This window comes from Mucilaginibacter sp. P25, from assembly GCF_050859465.1.
Lineage (GTDB): Bacteria > Bacteroidota > Bacteroidia > Sphingobacteriales > Sphingobacteriaceae > Mucilaginibacter > Mucilaginibacter gossypii.
Genome location: NZ_CP193937.1, coordinates 3,689,621 through 3,706,665 on the forward strand (window position 1 = coordinate 3,689,621; position 17,045 = coordinate 3,706,665).

General features: G+C 43.8%; 15 protein-coding genes. 9 read left to right on the plus strand and 6 right to left on the minus strand.

What is annotated here, in order from left to right; translation table 11 throughout:
• Nucleotides 1–17 precede the first annotated feature (17 nt).
• From ACRQ5D_RS18680 to ACRQ5D_RS18710, 7 genes are all read left to right on the plus strand, one after another.
• Nucleotides 18–3,149 carry a TonB-dependent receptor gene (locus tag ACRQ5D_RS18680; RefSeq protein ID WP_431200169.1) on the plus strand — a complete coding sequence of 1,044 codons (3,132 nt, stop codon included), beginning with the start codon at nt 18–20 and terminating at the stop codon, nt 3,147–3,149.
• A gap of 30 nt (nt 3,150–3,179) precedes the next feature.
• The gene (locus tag ACRQ5D_RS18685) at nt 3,180–4,736 is read left to right on the plus strand and encodes a RagB/SusD family nutrient uptake outer membrane protein (RefSeq protein WP_091171045.1); all 1,557 of its coding nucleotides are present in this window, start codon (nt 3,180–3,182) and stop codon (nt 4,734–4,736) included.
• Nucleotides 4,737–4,926: 190 nt separating this feature from the next.
• Entirely contained in the window at nt 4,927–6,414 is a 1,488-nt protein-coding gene (locus ACRQ5D_RS18690; RefSeq protein ID WP_091171048.1) for an arabinan endo-1,5-alpha-L-arabinosidase, read from the plus strand.
• Between the two features lie 537 nt (nt 6,415–6,951).
• A complete protein-coding gene (locus ACRQ5D_RS18695) occupies nt 6,952–7,221 on the plus strand; it encodes a CBS domain-containing protein (protein ID WP_432326198.1) in 270 nt (89 codons plus the stop codon).
• Nucleotides 7,199–7,387 (plus strand): CBS domain-containing protein, encoded by a 189-nt coding sequence (locus ACRQ5D_RS18700; RefSeq protein WP_432329807.1) that lies wholly within the window; start codon nt 7,199–7,201, stop codon nt 7,385–7,387. Before ACRQ5D_RS18695 ends, ACRQ5D_RS18700 begins: the two co-directional genes overlap by 23 nt.
• A 120-nt stretch (nt 7,388–7,507) precedes the next feature.
• A complete protein-coding gene (locus tag ACRQ5D_RS18705; RefSeq protein ID WP_432326200.1) occupies nt 7,508–7,747 on the plus strand; it encodes a hypothetical protein in 240 nt (79 codons plus the stop codon).
• A gap of 44 nt (nt 7,748–7,791) precedes the next feature.
• Nucleotides 7,792–8,793: a DUF885 domain-containing protein gene (locus tag ACRQ5D_RS18710; protein WP_432329808.1), complete on the plus strand. Its 1,002-nt coding sequence runs from the start codon at nt 7,792–7,794 to the stop codon at nt 8,791–8,793.
• Nucleotides 8,794–8,900: 107 nt separating this feature from the next.
• Here ACRQ5D_RS18710 and ACRQ5D_RS18715 read toward each other — a convergent pair whose 3' ends face one another.
• The gene (locus tag ACRQ5D_RS18715; RefSeq protein WP_091171060.1) at nt 8,901–9,527 is read right to left on the minus strand and encodes a CatA-like O-acetyltransferase; all 627 of its coding nucleotides are present in this window, start codon (nt 9,525–9,527) and stop codon (nt 8,901–8,903) included.
• Between the two features lie 143 nt (nt 9,528–9,670).
• On the opposite strand from ACRQ5D_RS18715, the gene ACRQ5D_RS18720 reads away from it, so the two are divergent.
• Together ACRQ5D_RS18720 and fabF are read left to right on the plus strand one after the other, a co-directional pair.
• On the plus strand, nt 9,671–10,513 hold the full coding sequence (locus tag ACRQ5D_RS18720) for an isocitrate lyase/PEP mutase family protein (RefSeq protein WP_091171062.1): 843 nt from the start codon (nt 9,671–9,673) through the stop codon (nt 10,511–10,513).
• Between the two features lie 165 nt (nt 10,514–10,678).
• On the plus strand, nt 10,679–11,923 hold the full coding sequence (gene fabF, locus ACRQ5D_RS18725) for a beta-ketoacyl-ACP synthase II (RefSeq protein WP_091171066.1): 1,245 nt from the start codon (nt 10,679–10,681) through the stop codon (nt 11,921–11,923).
• Nucleotides 11,924–11,982: 59 nt separating this feature from the next.
• On the opposite strand, the gene ACRQ5D_RS18730 is transcribed toward fabF, so the two are convergent.
• The 5 genes from ACRQ5D_RS18730 to ACRQ5D_RS18750 form a co-directional block, all read right to left on the minus strand.
• A complete protein-coding gene (locus ACRQ5D_RS18730) occupies nt 11,983–13,656 on the minus strand; it encodes a patatin-like phospholipase family protein (RefSeq protein WP_091171069.1) in 1,674 nt (557 codons plus the stop codon).
• A gap of 93 nt (nt 13,657–13,749) precedes the next feature.
• Nucleotides 13,750–13,923, minus strand: coding sequence for a hypothetical protein (locus ACRQ5D_RS18735; protein WP_176844512.1), 174 nt, complete (start codon nt 13,921–13,923; stop codon nt 13,750–13,752).
• Between the two features lie 311 nt (nt 13,924–14,234).
• Nucleotides 14,235–15,080 (minus strand): hypothetical protein, encoded by an 846-nt coding sequence (locus tag ACRQ5D_RS18740; protein ID WP_432326203.1) that lies wholly within the window; start codon nt 15,078–15,080, stop codon nt 14,235–14,237.
• Complete coding sequence (locus ACRQ5D_RS18745) at nt 15,077–15,964, minus strand: ATP-binding protein (protein WP_432326205.1); 888 nt, start codon at nt 15,962–15,964, stop codon at nt 15,077–15,079. The genes ACRQ5D_RS18740 and ACRQ5D_RS18745 overlap by 4 nt, the downstream gene beginning before the upstream one ends.
• Nucleotides 15,961–16,893, minus strand: coding sequence for a PAS domain-containing protein (locus ACRQ5D_RS18750; RefSeq protein ID WP_432326207.1), 933 nt, complete (start codon nt 16,891–16,893; stop codon nt 15,961–15,963). Before ACRQ5D_RS18750 ends, ACRQ5D_RS18745 begins: the two co-directional genes overlap by 4 nt.
• Between the last annotated feature and the right edge of the window lie 152 nt (nt 16,894–17,045).

Below are 17,045 nucleotides of genomic sequence, written 5' to 3' on the forward strand. Positions count from 1 at the left end.
AGTCTGACTATCGCTTTTTGTATAACGACGATATGTTGTTGAAAAACGATATGCCCGCCAGTTTAAATACAAAAGATGCATCGCTTGAAGAGGTGATGAAAATTGTACTTAGCAATACCAACCTGAGTTATACGCTGGGTGATAATAACCTGGTTATACTTACAGAAAAGGGCAAGGCAATGGCCCCCGGTACTGTGAGTGGTAAGGTAACCGATGATGAAGGCCTGCCTTTGCCTGGCGTTACTGTAAAAGTAAAAGGGACGAACGTAAGTGCACAAACCGACGTGCAGGGCCGTTATAATATAAAAATACCCGATGTTAACACGGAAGGTGTGGTGCTTGTATTTTCATTTGTTGGCTACACTTCACAGGAGGTGACAATAAGTGGCAATTCGCTCATCAATATACAGTTGAAAGCAGCATCCAATTCTTTAAACGAGGTAATTGTGGTTGGATACGGCACACAGAAAAAGGAAAATCTTACAGGTTCGGTTGCTGTGGTGAACGTAAAGGACGCCAATAAACGTGTAACTCCCGATGTTGCAAGGGCCTTGCAGGGGCAGGTTGCGGGCGTACAGGTAAATGGTTCAGGTGTACCGGGCGAAGGCGTTTCTATCCGGATTCGTGGTGTGAGCTCGCTGATCAACAACAACCCGCTATATATCATTGATGGTGTACCAACTATGGAACCTTTCGATTTCCCTACAACTGATATCGAAAGCATGCAGGTAATTAAAGATGCGTCGGCAGGTGCCATTTATGGTTTCCGCGGTGCCAATGGTGTGGTTATCATCACTACTAAAAAAGGCCGCAACGGCGCCATGAAGATCAACTACAATGGTTATGCAGGCTTCCAGAAAAATCCAAAAACACTGTCTGTTACTGACAGGGTAGGGTACCAAAAAATTGCCAATGCTGCCGAAACCAATGCTGGCTTATCATTGGCTCCGGGCAATGATCCGTCATCAAGCAAATTTATCAGCAACGTAAATACCGACTGGCAAAAATCGGGCTTCAGAACAGGCTACACCCAAAGCCATGACCTTGGCTTATCCGGCGGTAACGAAAACATGAGCTATAACGTCGCCTTTGATTATTTTAACCAAACCGGCACAACCGTGTCTGGCCCTTCATATACGCGCTATAACCTGAGTGGTAATATCCAGGGTAAAAAAGGCATCGTGTCTTTCGGTACTAAGTTTGCCTATACCGAAGGCGATTATAACAATCTGGCATATCCACATTTACATGGTACAGGTAACCAGATAGTTGATCTTGTTACAGCTATCCCTACCATGCCTATTTACGATCCTAACCGTGTTGGTGGTTATGGCGGTGTTGATCAAAATACCCAAAGGGCCATCTCTTTGAATATTATTGGTGTAAATAATTTGTTAAACAGCACGGGGCAACGCAATCGTATGCTGGCATCGGCATGGATGGAGATTGAGTTTATCAAAAACCTGAAATATCGTCTTAACGCAAGCTATGACCGTAACGATTTCAAGAACACTTATTTCGACCCTATTTATGACCTGGGCTGGTTTTATCCCAACACAACGGCTTACTACAGCGATGCCCGTGGTAATTACTATACCGCCCTTGTTGAAAATACGCTGAGCTACAAATTCAATATCAAAAAGCATAATGTAGAATTACTGGCAGGTACGGCTTATCAAAAAGATAAGAATGATAACCTTACCGGTATAGCCTATAATCTGCCGCAGCCATACCTGTTTGCGTTTGATAATGTGAGTAACACTACCGATAAAACAGTATTTGGCAACAGCAACGAGCGTAAATTTTACTCGCCAATATTTGGCCGCGTAAACTACAACTATGATGATCGTTACCTGCTAACCGCCAATTACAGGCGTGATGGTACATCGCAGTTGCCAGCGTATAACCGCTTTGGTAATTTTGCCGGCGTATCTGTTGGCTGGAATATCAATAAAGAAAAATTCCTGCACCTGCCCGAAGCTATTACCCAATTAAAATTAAAGGCGGGATACGGTACATTGGGTAACGTAAACGCGCTTGCATTTTACCCATACCAGGCCGTTGTAAATGCCAATGCCAGTTATGTATTTGGTAATACATTGGCGCCTGGCGCAACCCAAACACAGGTATTTGACCAAACTAACAAATGGGAGCAAAAACGTACCAGCAACGTTGGTTTGGATTTGAGCCTTTTTCAGGATCGGTTAAGCTTTTCGTCGGAGTATTATGTTAACAAAATTATAGGCATTCTTTTACCTGTGCCAATCCCGGTTTCCGTAGGCGCTATTAACACTCCACTGGTTAATGCTGCTTCTTTTACCAATAAAGGTATTGAGTTTACGGTCACTTATCGCAGCAGGGATAACGGTCCGTTCAATTACACCATCAGCGCAAACGCTTCAACGGTTAAAAATAAAGTATTATCCTTAGGCAATGGTGGTAACCCAATTTACGGTGCATACAGCAAAACAGCTGTTGGCGGTGAGGTAGGCGAGCTGTATGCATTTAAAACTGAAGGTATTTTCAAAGATGCAGCAGATGTAGCGGCTCATGCCACCCAAACAGGGGCAGCCCCGGGCGATGTTAAGTTTGTTGATACTGATCATAACGGCATCATCAACGATAACGACCGTGTTTACTTAGGCTCCGCTATACCAAAACTTTACTATGGCTTTAACTTCAGTGCTAATTATAAAAGCTTTGATGCATCAGTATTTATACAAGGTAACTATGGCAGTAAAATAGCCAATGGGGTGTACCAGTCTTTAATGACAGGCCAATATACCAACGCCAGCACTGATGAATTAAATTACTGGACACCAACTAATACCAACACCAACGTGCCCCGCCCTATCATAGGTGATCCTAATGCCAATAACCGCAATTCGGACAGGTTTATTCAGAGCGGCTCTTACGCCCGCCTGCAAACCGCGCAATTGGGTTATACGCTCCCAACAAGTTTGCTGAACCGTACACATGTGATCAGGAGCTTGCGGGTTTACCTGTCTGGACAAAATCTGTACACCATCACTAAATACAAGGGCTTCGACCCGGATTTTATTAACGATGGTACCATTAACCGCGGTTTTGATTACGGTTCGTTCCCTAATCCGCGCACTTTACTGGTAGGCTTACAATTAGGATTATAAAAACTGATTAACGATTTAACATTATTTATAATGAAAACGATATATACAAAGGCATTATTAACGCTATTGTTGGTAGCTGCATTTGCCATGGGATGCAAAAAGAGTGATTTAACCACAGTAAACCCTAACGCACAAACCACCCAAACGTTTTGGCAAAATGCCAGTGATGCCGTAAAGGGAATCAATGCGGTATACGGCAGTTTAATCATTGATGGTTCATACATGCGCTTTTCGCCGATAGTGGAAAACACAAGGGGCGATGATGCGACAAGCTATAGCCCCTGGGACCAGATCTATAACATGGGTAAGTTTAATATGCAAAGCACCGGTGCCGGTGTGCTGTTTTCATGGACAGCCTACTACCAGGGTATTTTACGCGCAAACGAAGTGCTGAAATATGTACCCGCCATTAATATGGATGCCGAACTGAAGAAACGTGTATTAGGCCAGGCTTATTTTCTGCGAGGCCTGTACTATTTTCACCTGGCCGATTTTTATAAAAACGTGCCTATGCCGTTGGTTCCTGCCGGCTCAAGTGCCGATTATTTTCAAAAACAACAGCCCCAGGATGTAGTTTGGGCGCAAGTGATCAGCGATTTTAAAGCTGCCGAAGGTATGCTGCCAACAACTTACAGTGGCTTATCGCCCGATGGACAGATAGGTCGCGCTACCAGGGGAGCAGCAGCGGCGTTTCTGGGGAAAACCTACCTGTTTACAAAAAAATACGCCGAAGCTGCTGCCGAGTTCAAATCAGTTATTGATATGGGTACTTATAGCCTTGTGCCTAATTACTACGATAACTTTTTTGCCAATAATGAAAATAACTCCGAATCAATTTTTGAGGTTCAGTTTTCAAGGGATGCCGGAGGTACTGATCTGGGCTGGGGAGGCGATCCGTCATCAGGATGGGGCCGTACATCTGCCCGTGCCATCACCTTTGGCGCGGCGAGCTTTGGTTTTACAGATGTGCAGCCAACGCCTGCATTATACAATGAATATCTGCAGGAGAAAACAACCAGCGGCGGTGTCGACCCACGTTTGGATGTAACCATGTATTACAACAAACCCGGCGAAAAATTATATAACCAGGATTTTGCCGCCCGCTACGCCGGCAGCTCCTCATTAAATGCCCTGTTTTGCCATAAGTATGAAAATGGCGACAGCGGCCAGGCCGATGAGTATGACTGGAGATCAGGTATCAACGAAAGATTGATGCGTTATGCTGATGTACTGCTGATGTACGCTGAGTGTTTGAACGAATTGGGCCAGACAAACGATGCTTATCAATACATCCAGCGGGTACGCAGCCGTGTTGGTTTGCCAAACTTAGCTACGGTAAAACCGGGCATGAGCCAGGCTGAGATGCGCGATCAGATAGGTCACGAACGTTTCCTGGAGTTTTCGTTGGAAGGTCACCGTTTTGATGATATCCGTCGCTGGGGCTGGTTACAGGATGCAACTAAACTGGCCTGGCTAAAGTCCCGCGACCCGGAATTTAATACCTATACCGCAGGTAAGGAGTATTTGCCGATACCGCTTAGCGAAGTGCAAACCAATGTTGGTTTGGTACAAAATACGGGGTATTAGCCCCATCCAACCTTAGTTAACAACCCTTGTCATTTCGATAGAGCAAGGGGGGGACGAGCGAGGGGGCGAGAGAGAAATCTTGTACGATACACAAAGCGGATAAGCAAGTCCACAAAGTATGTAGTATAAGATTTCTCGCTATCACTCGAAATGACATGAGTTTTTAGATAAGAACGAGACGAACACGACGATGAATACAGCGAAAAATCTATATTTAATAACCGCATTGACAACAGTGCTGTTTTCCTGCTCAAAAAAGGAGACACCTGCGCCAACTAAAACGGATACTACCACGACTCCACCGGTAACAACAGCGTTTGATATCAACAGTATCAGTGATACTTATGCGGATATTGCGGCATTTACCTATTATCCTAAGTGGACAGTGTATAACGTGCATGACCCATCCATTAAAAAGTTTGGTGATTATTATTATTGCTATAGTACTGATGTGGCTTTTGGTACTGATGTAAGGCCGGGCCTGCAAATCCGCAGGTCGAAGGATTTGGTGCAGTGGGAGTATGTGGGTTGGGTATTTTCGTCATTGCCGGCGCAGGGATCTGCCTATATTACGGGTAAAGGCGGTACGCCTTACAACGCCTTATGGGCACCTTACGTAATGAAGGTGGGTTCGGAGTACAGATTGTATTATTCGCTTTCATCGCCTGTAGCACGCCTGAGTGTTATCGGTATGGCGACGGCTTCATCGCCTGACGGCCCCTGGACGGAGAAAGGCCTCGTTGTAACATCAACCAATGATGCCAGTATCCAAACCAACGCTATCGACCCAACCGTAATAACTACAACCACCGGCGAGCAGTATATGTACTATGGCTCGGCCTGGGACGGGATCTATATCCTTAAACTTGATCCTTCAACCGGCCTGGCGGCCAGTTCGGGCGATAAGGGCAAGCGCATAGCTAACCGCGGTTTTACCGGCGGCAAATACAATGGTAACATTGAAGGCGCGGAAGTGATCTACAACCCCGATCTGAAAAAGTATTTCCTGTTTATCAGTTATGACTGGCTGCAAACCAAGTATAATGTTAGGGTTGGGCGGGGCGATAGCCCGACCGGTCCGTTTTATGATTATAACGGGCATGACATCAATACCAATGAAGATCATGGCCCTATGATCCTTGCGCCATACCAGTTCAGCAACCAAAGCGGCTGGCAGGGCACAGGGCATTGCGCAGTGTTTGACAACGGTAGCGGGCAATATTACATGGCGCACCAGGGCAGGCCGGGTATTAACTCGTACTTTATGGACCTGCACGTTCGTAAAATATCATGGACAACCGACGGCTGGCCAATAGTATCGCCTGAGCGCTATGCCAATGTTGCTCAAACAACTATAGCTGCGACCGATGTGGCAGGGACCTATGAAAAAATCACGCTGAATTATCATGTTGTACCGGGTTATGGTACCGAGCAAACCAATCCGGATTTCCAGGTTTCAACAACCTTTAAACTGGACGTTGCCGGTACTATTGATGGTAACGCTGCTGATAAATGGACATTTACCGCTCCATGGCTTGAGCTTAAATACAGCAACGGCGATAATTACAAGCTAAAAGTTGAACGCGAGCGCGACTGGGAAAACAAAATAACATCAACCCTGATATTTACCGGGTTAGATAACCATGGCACTGCCATTTGGGGAAAGAGAAAACAATAGGTTTGTTTTTATATAGGTTGGTAGCCCTTCGGTTTAATTACCGGGGGGCTTTTTTAATCAAAGAAACCGAGATTGTTGGTGAAGCTATTTTGTCAGCGCCTTTTATTATTAGAGTAACTTATTCAAAAAGTTACGATAAAAACAAAAAAAGAGGTTGAATAAATATGGCGTCAAATCTTCTGTAAAACCTCCGCTGTTTTTACTCTTATCAGTTTTATTATCTGATTTTTAATTAGTTATGTATGTTTCATCGAATATACTAATTAGCTGATTATCAATTTGTTTTATTTTTATGCTGTCCCGCGTTTCAGACTCAAAAAATGGAACATTTGTTTTTCTGCAAAAAAGACAGCCGGCATTTTTTTAATTTTTTTCGGGAATCAAAAAATTGGGACACCCGTTTTGTTACAATATAAGGATTGGTTTAACTGCATGGCCGAACGGTTTTTTTAGCCTGAATAGATTTTGTTTTCCACAATCCATTGTTTTTCTGTTACTTATTCGTATCTTGAATTTACCAAATTAACCTGAGTATTTATGAAAAGTGTAAAGCATATCCTGGCCCGTAAGGGAAACAATGTTACTGCAGTACCTGCTGATACCACCGTGTTTAACGTGTTGAAACTGATGGCCGAAAAAAACATCGGCTCGGTAGTGGTAACTGAAAATGGCAGGTATATGGGCCTGATGACAGAGAGGGATTACTCCCGTAAAATCATTTTAATGGGTAAACACTCCGACGAGAACCACCGCTGGCGAGATCATAAGTACCAATTTCCCGAGGATCACCCCCGAATCATCAGTTGATGAATGCATGCTGATCATGAGCGAAAATAATATCAGGTATTTACCGGTGTTTGATGTGGCCGATCAGCTATGCGGTATTATTTCAATGAGTGATGTGGTGTACGAAACTATCCATTCGCAACGGGAAACCATTGAGCAATTGCACAGCTACATCCAGTCAACTTAAGCAAAATGCTTTTGGATTGCTGATAATGGTTAACAGGAGTTTTGTTTTTGCATAAATTAATCAAAGCAAATATTTAGGTTTGTTAACCACTCCGTTGTTATGAGGCGACCTCTTGTTTTTTTGTTTTTTATTTTAACTTCTTCTTTTGCTTTTGGTCAGCAAACGTTTGATGCTTTTTGCAATGATTTTGTAGCCGGCTACACTAAATTGCATTTGCCCCAACTTGAACTAAGCTACACAAACGGATTAGAACATATCGGCACCGCTGCTGATGTGCAAAAACAGTTAGCTTTTTTAAAAAAGTTAAGACTGATTTATCAGCCTTCAAAGCAGGTCAGCTCAGCGAACCGGAAAACGTAGATTATCAGCTGATCAGCTATGAAACCGCCCTTAATTTAGAGCGGATTAAACTTGAGCAGGATTGGTTAAAAAATAAACCTGCTGTAATCCCCACAGGCGGCATTATCACTATCCCCAACGGCAAAGCCTGGTATGCCTACCTGCTAAAACGCTGGACCAGTGCCAGCGCCACTCCTGATGAGATCTACCAGTTTGGCCTTAGCGAAGTGGCCCGCGTTCAAAAGCACATCGAAGCTATCCGCCAGCAAACCGGGTTAAACGAAGATGATTTTTATAAGCACCTCAATGATCCTTCCTTTTTTATCATCGACCCGAAGTTAGTTCAGCAAGCCTTCGAAAATACCAAAGAGGTTATTTATGCCAACATGCCCAAACTTTTTAGTAATACCAACATAGCCCCGCTAAAAATTGTAAAAGGCGAAAACAGGCAACTGGCACAAACGCCCGGCTATTACGATAATAATGCGTTTTACTATAACCTTTTTGATAAGCCATACAATAAGCGGCAGGTCGACTGGCTTTTTATGCACGAGGGAGTTCCCGGCCACCATTACCAGGCGGGTACGGAGGCGCAAACCAAAACGTCGGCAGTGCAGCAGTTGTTTTATTATATGGGCTTTGCTGAGGGTTGGGCGGCATATACCGAAGAGTTAGGCAAACAACTTGGCGTATACAAAATGCCTTATGATGAGCTGGGTAAATGGGAGTGGGATATTGTACGGTCGGTACGCGTACCCTTGGATGTAGCGCTTAATTATTACGGCTGGACAGATGAACAGGCGCTGGCATTTTGGAGAAAGAATATCCGGGGGCAGGATGATATTGCCATGCGCGAAATTGCCCGCATGCGCCGCTGGCCGGCACAGGTAGTTACCTACAAGTATGGCGCATTACAAATACTGCACTGGAAAGAGGAATTGCAGCAAAAGCAGGGTGCCCAATTTAACATCAGGGATTTTCATTCACGCGTGCTTGATCATGGCTCGCTGCCATTGTTTATGGTTAAGGAGAATGTGTTTAAAAAAGTTAAACTTTTTATCTTGTAAATCAATAGATGGAAAGATAGCACCAGAGGTGCTAAAGGGTTGTAGAATAATTATTAAAGGGTTTTAGCGTGCCTGAGGTACGCAACTTCTGCGCGTTTTACGGTAGCCTAAAATCCTTTGTTCAGCAGCTCCTGGTAACAATCTATATACTGGCCCACGTGGATGCCATCAATCAACGCGTGATTTACATGCACGGATACCGGCATGGTGCGCTTACCATGATGTTCTGTCATTTTACCAAACGAAACCTTAGGGCAGCTATCCATAAATGAAAACATGCGTGCATGTGACAGTGAGGTGAAATTGATCCAGGGTAGCGAAGAAAAACGGATTACATTGTTTAAAGCCTTGCGTTCAAGCAGGTTGTTACTTTGTACCCGTTCAATTTCCTTGTTGGCGTCGCGGGCAAAATCTTCGAACAAGGGATGAAAGGGCCATTCACCAAAGCCAAACGTGCCATTAGCCCGCGGAACTGTTGAGCTGGCATCAATCTGGTCGTAAATAAAAACATCATTGCCCTCCATACGATATTTGAAAGGCTCAATAATTTGCGAGGCAGCTAAAGACTGATACATGGTATAAAGGAAAAATGAGATCCCGTTATCCTTCACAAACTTATAGGCGGCTGTTACATCAACGTTTACGTTTACGCCATAATAGGGCTCCTCAAACTGTTTAAAAAAGTTGTAATGCTCTTTCCTGGTCCAATTTTCAATATCTATTTTTTGTTTCATAACTATTGCTGTTGCAATAATAGGGATATTAAGTCGGAAGTTAGAAGTCGTAAGTCTTAAGTCAAAAAGCAAATTTGTGGCTTAAGACTCATGATTGCAGGTTAACTTTTGCTTAATTTCGATAAACACTAATCTGCTTTCAAATGTCATCTGCAATAAACGATTCCCAATATCAAAAAGCCGAAGTTTTTAAAGCCCTGCATGAACGTGATGGCCTGTTTGTTATCCCTAATCCCTGGGATGCCGGTTCGGCTAAGATTTTAACAGGGTTAGGTTTTGAAGCTTTTACTACTACAAGCGCCGGATTGGCCTATGCGCTCGGCCGACCGGACGGGCATGCGATGATCGGTCGGGAGGAAACGCTTGATAATGCATTGGCTATTATCAATGCCACACATTTACCGGTAGCTGCCGATTTGGAGAATGGTTTTGGCGATACGCCGGAGATTTGTGCCCAAACTATCTTAGCCGCAGCGGGAGTGGGACTGGTTGGCGGCTCGATAGAGGATGCCACAGGTAACGACCGTGATCCCATTTACAATTTTGAGCTTTCGGTTGCACGGGTAAAGGCTGCTGTTGAAGCGGCGCGGAGTTTACCTTTTCATTTTATGCTAACCGCCAGGGCCGAAAATATGATCCACGGGAAAATAGACCTGCAGGACACCATAAAACGCCTTGTTGCTTTTGCCGATGCAGGTGCTGATGTTCTTTTTGCGCCAGGCCTCAAAACGAGGGAGCAAATAAACGAAGTAGTGAAGGCCGTAGCCCCCAAATCAGTAAATATTGTACTTGGCGCAGCAGGTTTTGATATTAGCTTCAATGAACTTGCCGGCCTGGGTGTAAAAAGGGTAAGTCTTGGTTCGGCATTGGCAAGGGCTGCTTTGGGCGCTTTTCAGCGGGCCGCTGTTGAACTTTCACAGGGAAGTTATGGTTTTGTAAATGATGCTGTTCCTTATTCGGAATTAAATAAGATTTTTGGAAAATAATCGAATCTGTTTCCTTGATTTAACCATGATGGTTTTTGAACTATTTTAACTTTTGGTCATGCCATAACCTGGTAATTTTCAGCGTGTAAAACCGATACATGTTGAATTGTCAAAATACCATTTGGTATATTGTTATATCTTTGCGCCGATTTTAATAAAACCATCATGTTAAACAGAGTAGTTATAACAGGTCTGGGCGCTTTGACACCGCTTGGAAATAATGTAAAAACTTATTGGCAAAACTTAATTGCCGGTAAAAGCGGCGCTGCAACCATCACCCGTTTTGATGCATCATTATTCCGTACGCAATTTGCCTGCGAACTGAAAGATTTCAATATCACAGATCACCTGGATAAAGCCGAATTAAAACGTACCGATACCTTCACCCAGTATGCGCTTGTTGCAGCCGATGAAGCTATCAAAGATTCGGGTTTTGATCTGAGCAAAATGGATCCCTTTGATGTTGGTATTATCTGGGGCAGCGGACAAGGCGGTATGGAAACTTTTGAGGAGCAGGTAACTGAGTATGCCAGGGGTAACGGACAGCCCAGGTTTAGCCCGTTCTTTGTACCTAAGTTCATTTCTAATATGGCTTCGGGAATGATCTCTATCCGTAACGGTTTTATGGGGATTAACTACACAACGGTTTCGGCCTGTGCAACATCAAATACAGCTATTATGGATGCTTTTAATTATATCCGTTTGGGTAAGGCTAAGATCATAGTTACTGGTGGTTCTGAAGCGCCTATAACCCCGGCTTCAATTGGGGGTTTTAGTTCGATGAAAGCTATGTCTGCCCGTAATAATGATCCGCAACACGCTTCAAGGCCATTTGATATTGATCGTGATGGTTTTGTTATGGGCGAAGGCGCAGGCGCTTTGGTGCTTGAAGATTATGAACATGCAGTGAGTCGTGGTGCCCATATTTATGCTGAAGTTACCGGAGCATCTATGACTGCTGATGCATACCACATGACAGCCACTCACCCGGAAGGATTAGGTGCTGCCCGTGCCATGCAGCAGGCCCTTACCGAATCGGGTTTAAGTATTGAAGACGTCGACTACCTGAACATGCATGCTACCTCAACTCCGGTTGGTGATCTTTCAGAGATCAACGCCCTGCTTGCGGTTACAAAAGGCAAAGCAACAGATACTATTATAGGTTCAACCAAATCCATGACTGGCCACCTGCTGGGGGCCGCCGGAGCTATTGAAGCTATCGCAGCCATAAAATCAATTGAAAATCAAATAATACCACCAACAATCAATACCACAACTTTAGACCCCGCTATTCCGGATAATTTGAAGTTTGTATTGAAAGATGCCATCGACCATAAAGTAAAAGTAGCCATGAGCAATACTTTTGGCTTTGGCGGGCATAACGGAATAGTGGTATTTAAAGCAGTATAAAAGCCATTGAAGCCTTACGAAGTTTTAAGAAACTTCGTAAGGCTGAATTTTTTAGACCGCTACGGCAGCAGTTTCCATGTTTTAAGTTCTTCTTTGATCACTACCATTATTTTGTTGGTTACCATACGGTTCAGGATCACTTTAGCGCCTATCCATAATAAGCTTTTGGTGAGCCAGCCAAGGTCTGCCACATTAAGCATAATGGTTTGGATACGATCTTTCAAGCCGCTGCTAAACCTGTCGATATCTTTTTCTTTAAGCGTGGGCCAGTTGGTACCCGAACTGAATTTAATATCGGGGAATTTGATATCTTGTTCAAATACCGGGATGATTTGGTAGCTATCGTTTTGTGTCGATTTAAATCTGGCCAGATCTGCATTAGCATAGCCATCTTTAAAAATGGGGTTAGTGGTAAGTGCTTTGGCTGGTATGGTAAAGTAATCACGCAAAAAGATCTTACAATTGTGCCGGCCTAAAAAGAAATCATGTACCCTGAATTCTTTATTTAAAAATCCGCTAAAACCGCTCAACGCACCACAGGCAATGGCTTGTTCGCCGGTTAGGTCTGTCGATTTGCCATCGGGCGTATCTACACGGCGCGATGGCGTGATCAGGTACTGACCTGCGCAATCATCATCCATTGCGTCTTTAATATTAACCGCTTTTGAGCGCATTTGCGATAGCATGGATGATAGCGTTAAACCTATCACATTTAATATAGCCCGTGATTGCGAAATTGGTTTTGGCGGTTGGGTAGGAAAAGGTTCAATCATCAGTACGGTTGAAACAAATTTGTTAAAGTTGTTATAATCAACGCTCGGTTGGGCTGTAAGGTCGTCTAAAACACTGCGTACTTTATCAAACGGCTCGTTGTTGATCATACCACCGTCGACGTTCAGGGTTTGATAACCGCCTGCATCAATTGGAGCATTGGTTAAGTAATTGCTTAACCATGGGTTATTGTTAACATACTGGGCGTCGCGTTTAACTATCCTTGATTGCAACCCAACCGGAAAGGCGCCGGTAGCCATTGCAGCGTCGGCGGCTATATCCGTGTTAATATTATTTTTCAGGTCAAGCGGCATCCATCCGTTATTATGCCCGGCAATGGCGTTTTCGGTAAGCTCAAAGCATGCGTAATCATTATGGATGCGCATATTATATTTGGTACGCTGTGAAGATGACGAATTGAACGGAACATTGTAGGCGTAGCCCTGCAGGTTTGTAAGCGTGGTAAAGATCTTTAAACCGGGTTTAATATAAGTGGGCAGCGGTTGCCATTGTTTTGGATCGGCGGTAACTACCCGTTTGGCAACATCATTAATAAAATCAGAATTCAGTGCCGATATTACACCCGAGCTTTTAATGTCGCTGGTATCCAGCATTTTTGTGAACATATCAGCCTGAATAAGGTCGACCCAGGAGTGGTAGAGCTTGTTTTCGGGATGCTCGGCTAAAAGATCTCCTGATGGCTTGTCGATATGGGTTATCGGGTTGTTAAGGGAGGATGCGGCCATTATACTGGTCATACCGCCTGCCGACGCACCGCCCATTACCGGGATCTGCACTTTGTGCGATGGTACGCCTGGCTCACTGCGGTGCTTGTCCCATTCGGCTAATGCCTGGAGCAGGTAATCAATAACGCCTGCTGTGTAAGCCCCGGCAGACACGGCTCCGGCCATACAAAGTCCTACATAAAATACTTGCTGATCTGAAGTTTTATCTGCTTCCATGAGATAGATATTAGGTTGGGTTGCTAAATTTAAAAAAATGACTGCACAAAATGATACGTGAAACTACGTGAGTTGATAGCGGGTTTTACCCGATCACATGGCTTTATCGGCTTTTTGCGGTTTGGGATGTTCCCTTGGTTTAAGTTCCCGGTCAATAATTTGTTGTTCAAAGCTTTTCTCGTCTTTGCGGTCGGTTTTTACTATCCATACTATTAATGTTATTAACAAGGTTATTACAATGCCTACTGTAAAATAATTGATTTGCATGTTTATATATTTGGTTAGCTAAATTTACCCCGGCTGTATTAACTGACAATTAAATTTAAGCATGAAATAAAATCAGCCACAAACCCTGATTCATGATTGGATAGGATCTAATAAAAAAATACACTATGCAGGCCCATGTAGCCGCATTACTCTTGCAGTTAAAGATCTTTGAGGCTGGCAGAAGTACAAATCCTGAAGCATCCGGCTGAACCTTTCTGGGGCGGTTATGCCGGTTTTATTGCCCATCCTGAAGGCAATTCCTGGGAAATCTGTTATAATTCGTATGTTGAAAAATGATGAATGCTTTAAACCTATAGTTGGACATGAATATGGTCGTCATGCCTTACCGCACGGCATCCGTGAAATCGTAGCTTGGGTGTTTGGATGCCCAGACGATTTTTTAAATGAGGTTCGATAAATATTTTATTGATGACATATTGCGATGCAAAGAGGGTTACAAGTGCCTTTGTTCGTAAACTATCAAAAGTAAAATTAACTTTATTGCTCTGGGGAACCATTTTAGTCAAAAAGCTGTACTGCCAATAACCCTTTATCAGGCAGGCCTGTGTTGTGTTGATTTCACCGGCGCGCGGCTCTTCACTAATTCCGTATCCGATTGGCGAAGGTGTTTTATCGGTTTCTAAGCCTGTTTTGTTATCAATATAAAAAAATGCAAGATCGAGTTTTTTACCATCGTTATGACTCAGGTGGGGCATAAGCGGAAACCCATTAATGAACGGAAAGCTCGCGTCAAGATAATTCAGGGCACTTCCCGGATATTTATGGTTCATTTCGGCAGCTACGGCAAATGCAGCCTGCTTAAGTTGTGGGCGAACATAATTACGATTGAACAGGCAGGTTAGCCGGTTTAGCGGCTTTAAATGATTGATTTGGGAGAAGGGGAGCGGCACCCTGCCCGAAAGTCTGGCAAGCGGAGGTACAATTAAAAAAGTGGTAAGGCAATATAACACCATAAAAACTACAGCCTTGGTGATTTGGCGGTAATATTTATTATTTAAGGTTTTGTTGATTAGTTTGTGCAGGCTAATTGAAATGAGATAAACCAGCCCACCAATTTGTGTAAAAACAGTGAGCAGGCAAAACAATAAAACGATGATTATGGGTTTTACTATTTTCAATCGGGATTTAAATTTCAATTTAGCGGTATCGTAAACCAAAAAGTACTGCCTTTGTCCACTTCGCTTTCAACCCCCATTTCGCCGCCGTGAAGCTCAATGATCTCGGCGCTGATATATAAGCCAAGTCCAAGCCCTGAATATTGAATACCCGAAGTATCAACCCGGTAGTAGCGTTCAAATAAATGCGGGATGTTTTCCGGCGGGATTCCCCTGCCGAAATCCTGTACCGATATTTTGGCCATGTTGTCCTGTTTACTGATATTGATGACAATCCGGTTGCTGTCGGGCGCATATTTAACCGCATTGTTTACAAAATTAACAACAACCTGGTCTATCCGTTGCCTGTCTGCGTATAGTTCCAGATCGGTGTCGCCTGTAAGCTCAAGTTCATGCGTACCTGCAAGCCTCACGTGGTCGCAGCATTCATTGATCATTTGGGCTGCCAAAAAATGTGTTTTATGAAGTGCAAGCTGCCCGGCGGTAATTTTTGAAACGTTAAGTAAGCTATCAACCAGCTGCTGCATTTTATTCAGGCTGCTGTTGCCGCGGTTAATAAACTGAGGGATCTTATCAGATGAGGGATCAACCTTGATCAATCTGTCGAGCAATTGCATGGACGCCTTGATCGATGTCATCGGTGTTTTTAGCTCATGACTGGCAACGCTTATAAAATCATCTTTTTGTTGTTGCAGGTGTTTAAATTCGGTTATATCAAGCAAGGTGCCCAGAATACGCAACGGTTTGTTTATTGAACCATAATAAACTTTGCCTTGCGCCCTGATCCAGCGTAAAGAGCCATTTGGCCAGATAATTCTTGCCTCATAAAAAAGTTTTCCGGTAGTAAGCGCGGTTTTATGAGCATTATTACGTAGTTCAAGGTCATCGGGATGCAGTGCTTTCAAAAATAAATCGCGGGGGCATCTCGGCCAACTCCAAAAATAATGTTAAACCTTTCGGATGTAAGTATCTCTTCGGTAACCAGGTCAAGATCAAAGGTGCCTATTTCAGCAGCTTCAACGGCCAGCCTGGCCCTTTCTTCAGCTTCCTCAATTTTGCGGCGTGCAAAAACTTTTTCAGTTACATCAATGGCAATTACCATAATGGCGCTTATCTCGCCGTCAAAACCTTTAACAGGTTCATAAACAAAATCAATAAATACCATTTCGGGTACGCCATTGCGTACAAGCAGCAGTTTATGCTCCTTGGCGGTAATCGGTTGCCCTGTTTCAATAACATTATCCATTACGGGGGCATACAATTCGGCCGTTTCAGGGATGGCTTCCCAAACGCCCCGGTTTTCCATTTCTACACGTTTACGGCCTACCAGCTCAAGATACGAGTCATTCACTACTTCAATTACCAGATTATCGCTGTTTATAATGCAAATGCCCACGGGTGCTTGCCTCACCATGTTATACAAGGTATGCCTGCTCTCTTCCATAGCCTGTCTGGCATGTTCAATTTCGGTAACATCTGTCGAGAAACAAATAACGCCAACTATTTTACCGCGCGAGTTACGTACAGCCTGATAGGTAAACTTGTAATAATTAATTTGCCGTTTGCCGTTAATTATAAATTCGGCAGGTGCATTGTTGCCGTGATAAGTTTCGCCGGTACGGTATACTTCGCTTATGAGGCTGCTGAACGGCTGGCCCTGAAGGTCGGGTAGCGCCTCGTCAAAAGGTTTTCCAATTATCGACTTATCTTTCCCCCATGCCTTTAAGGTAGCATCATTGGCTATGGCAATGAGCTTATCCGGGCCCATACACATATACACCGGAAAAGGCGAGGCCTCAATAATGCTTCGGAAAAAGTTTTCTGTAGGTTCCAAGTTATGGCGTGGTTTTATTCGGTAAAAGATGCTCCCAAAAATAAAAATATTTTCGTACAGATTTAAATATGCAGGGCAGGTTCTGTTATGGTTTATTGATAATTAAAGAATTATCCGCACAGATTTTCAGATTAATTGCAGATCTGCTCAAA

Coding starts and splice junctions, on each gene's coding strand:
- ACRQ5D_RS18715 (WP_091171060.1), bottom strand. CDS start 9,527: ATGAAACAAAAAATAGATATTGAAAATTGGACCAGGAAAGAGCATTAC.
- ACRQ5D_RS18695 (WP_432326198.1), top strand. CDS start 6,952: ATGAAAAGTGTAAAGCATATCCTGGCCCGTAAGGGAAACAATGTTACT.
- ACRQ5D_RS18720 (WP_091171062.1), top strand. CDS start 9,671: ATGTCATCTGCAATAAACGATTCCCAATATCAAAAAGCCGAAGTTTTT.
- ACRQ5D_RS18690 (WP_091171048.1), top strand. CDS start 4,927: ATGAATACAGCGAAAAATCTATATTTAATAACCGCATTGACAACAGTG.
- fabF (WP_091171066.1), top strand. CDS start 10,679: ATGTTAAACAGAGTAGTTATAACAGGTCTGGGCGCTTTGACACCGCTT.
- ACRQ5D_RS18730 (WP_091171069.1), bottom strand. CDS start 13,656: ATGGAAGCAGATAAAACTTCAGATCAGCAAGTATTTTATGTAGGACTT.
- ACRQ5D_RS18685 (WP_091171045.1), top strand. CDS start 3,180: ATGAAAACGATATATACAAAGGCATTATTAACGCTATTGTTGGTAGCT.
- ACRQ5D_RS18735 (WP_176844512.1), bottom strand. CDS start 13,923: ATGCAAATCAATTATTTTACAGTAGGCATTGTAATAACCTTGTTAATA.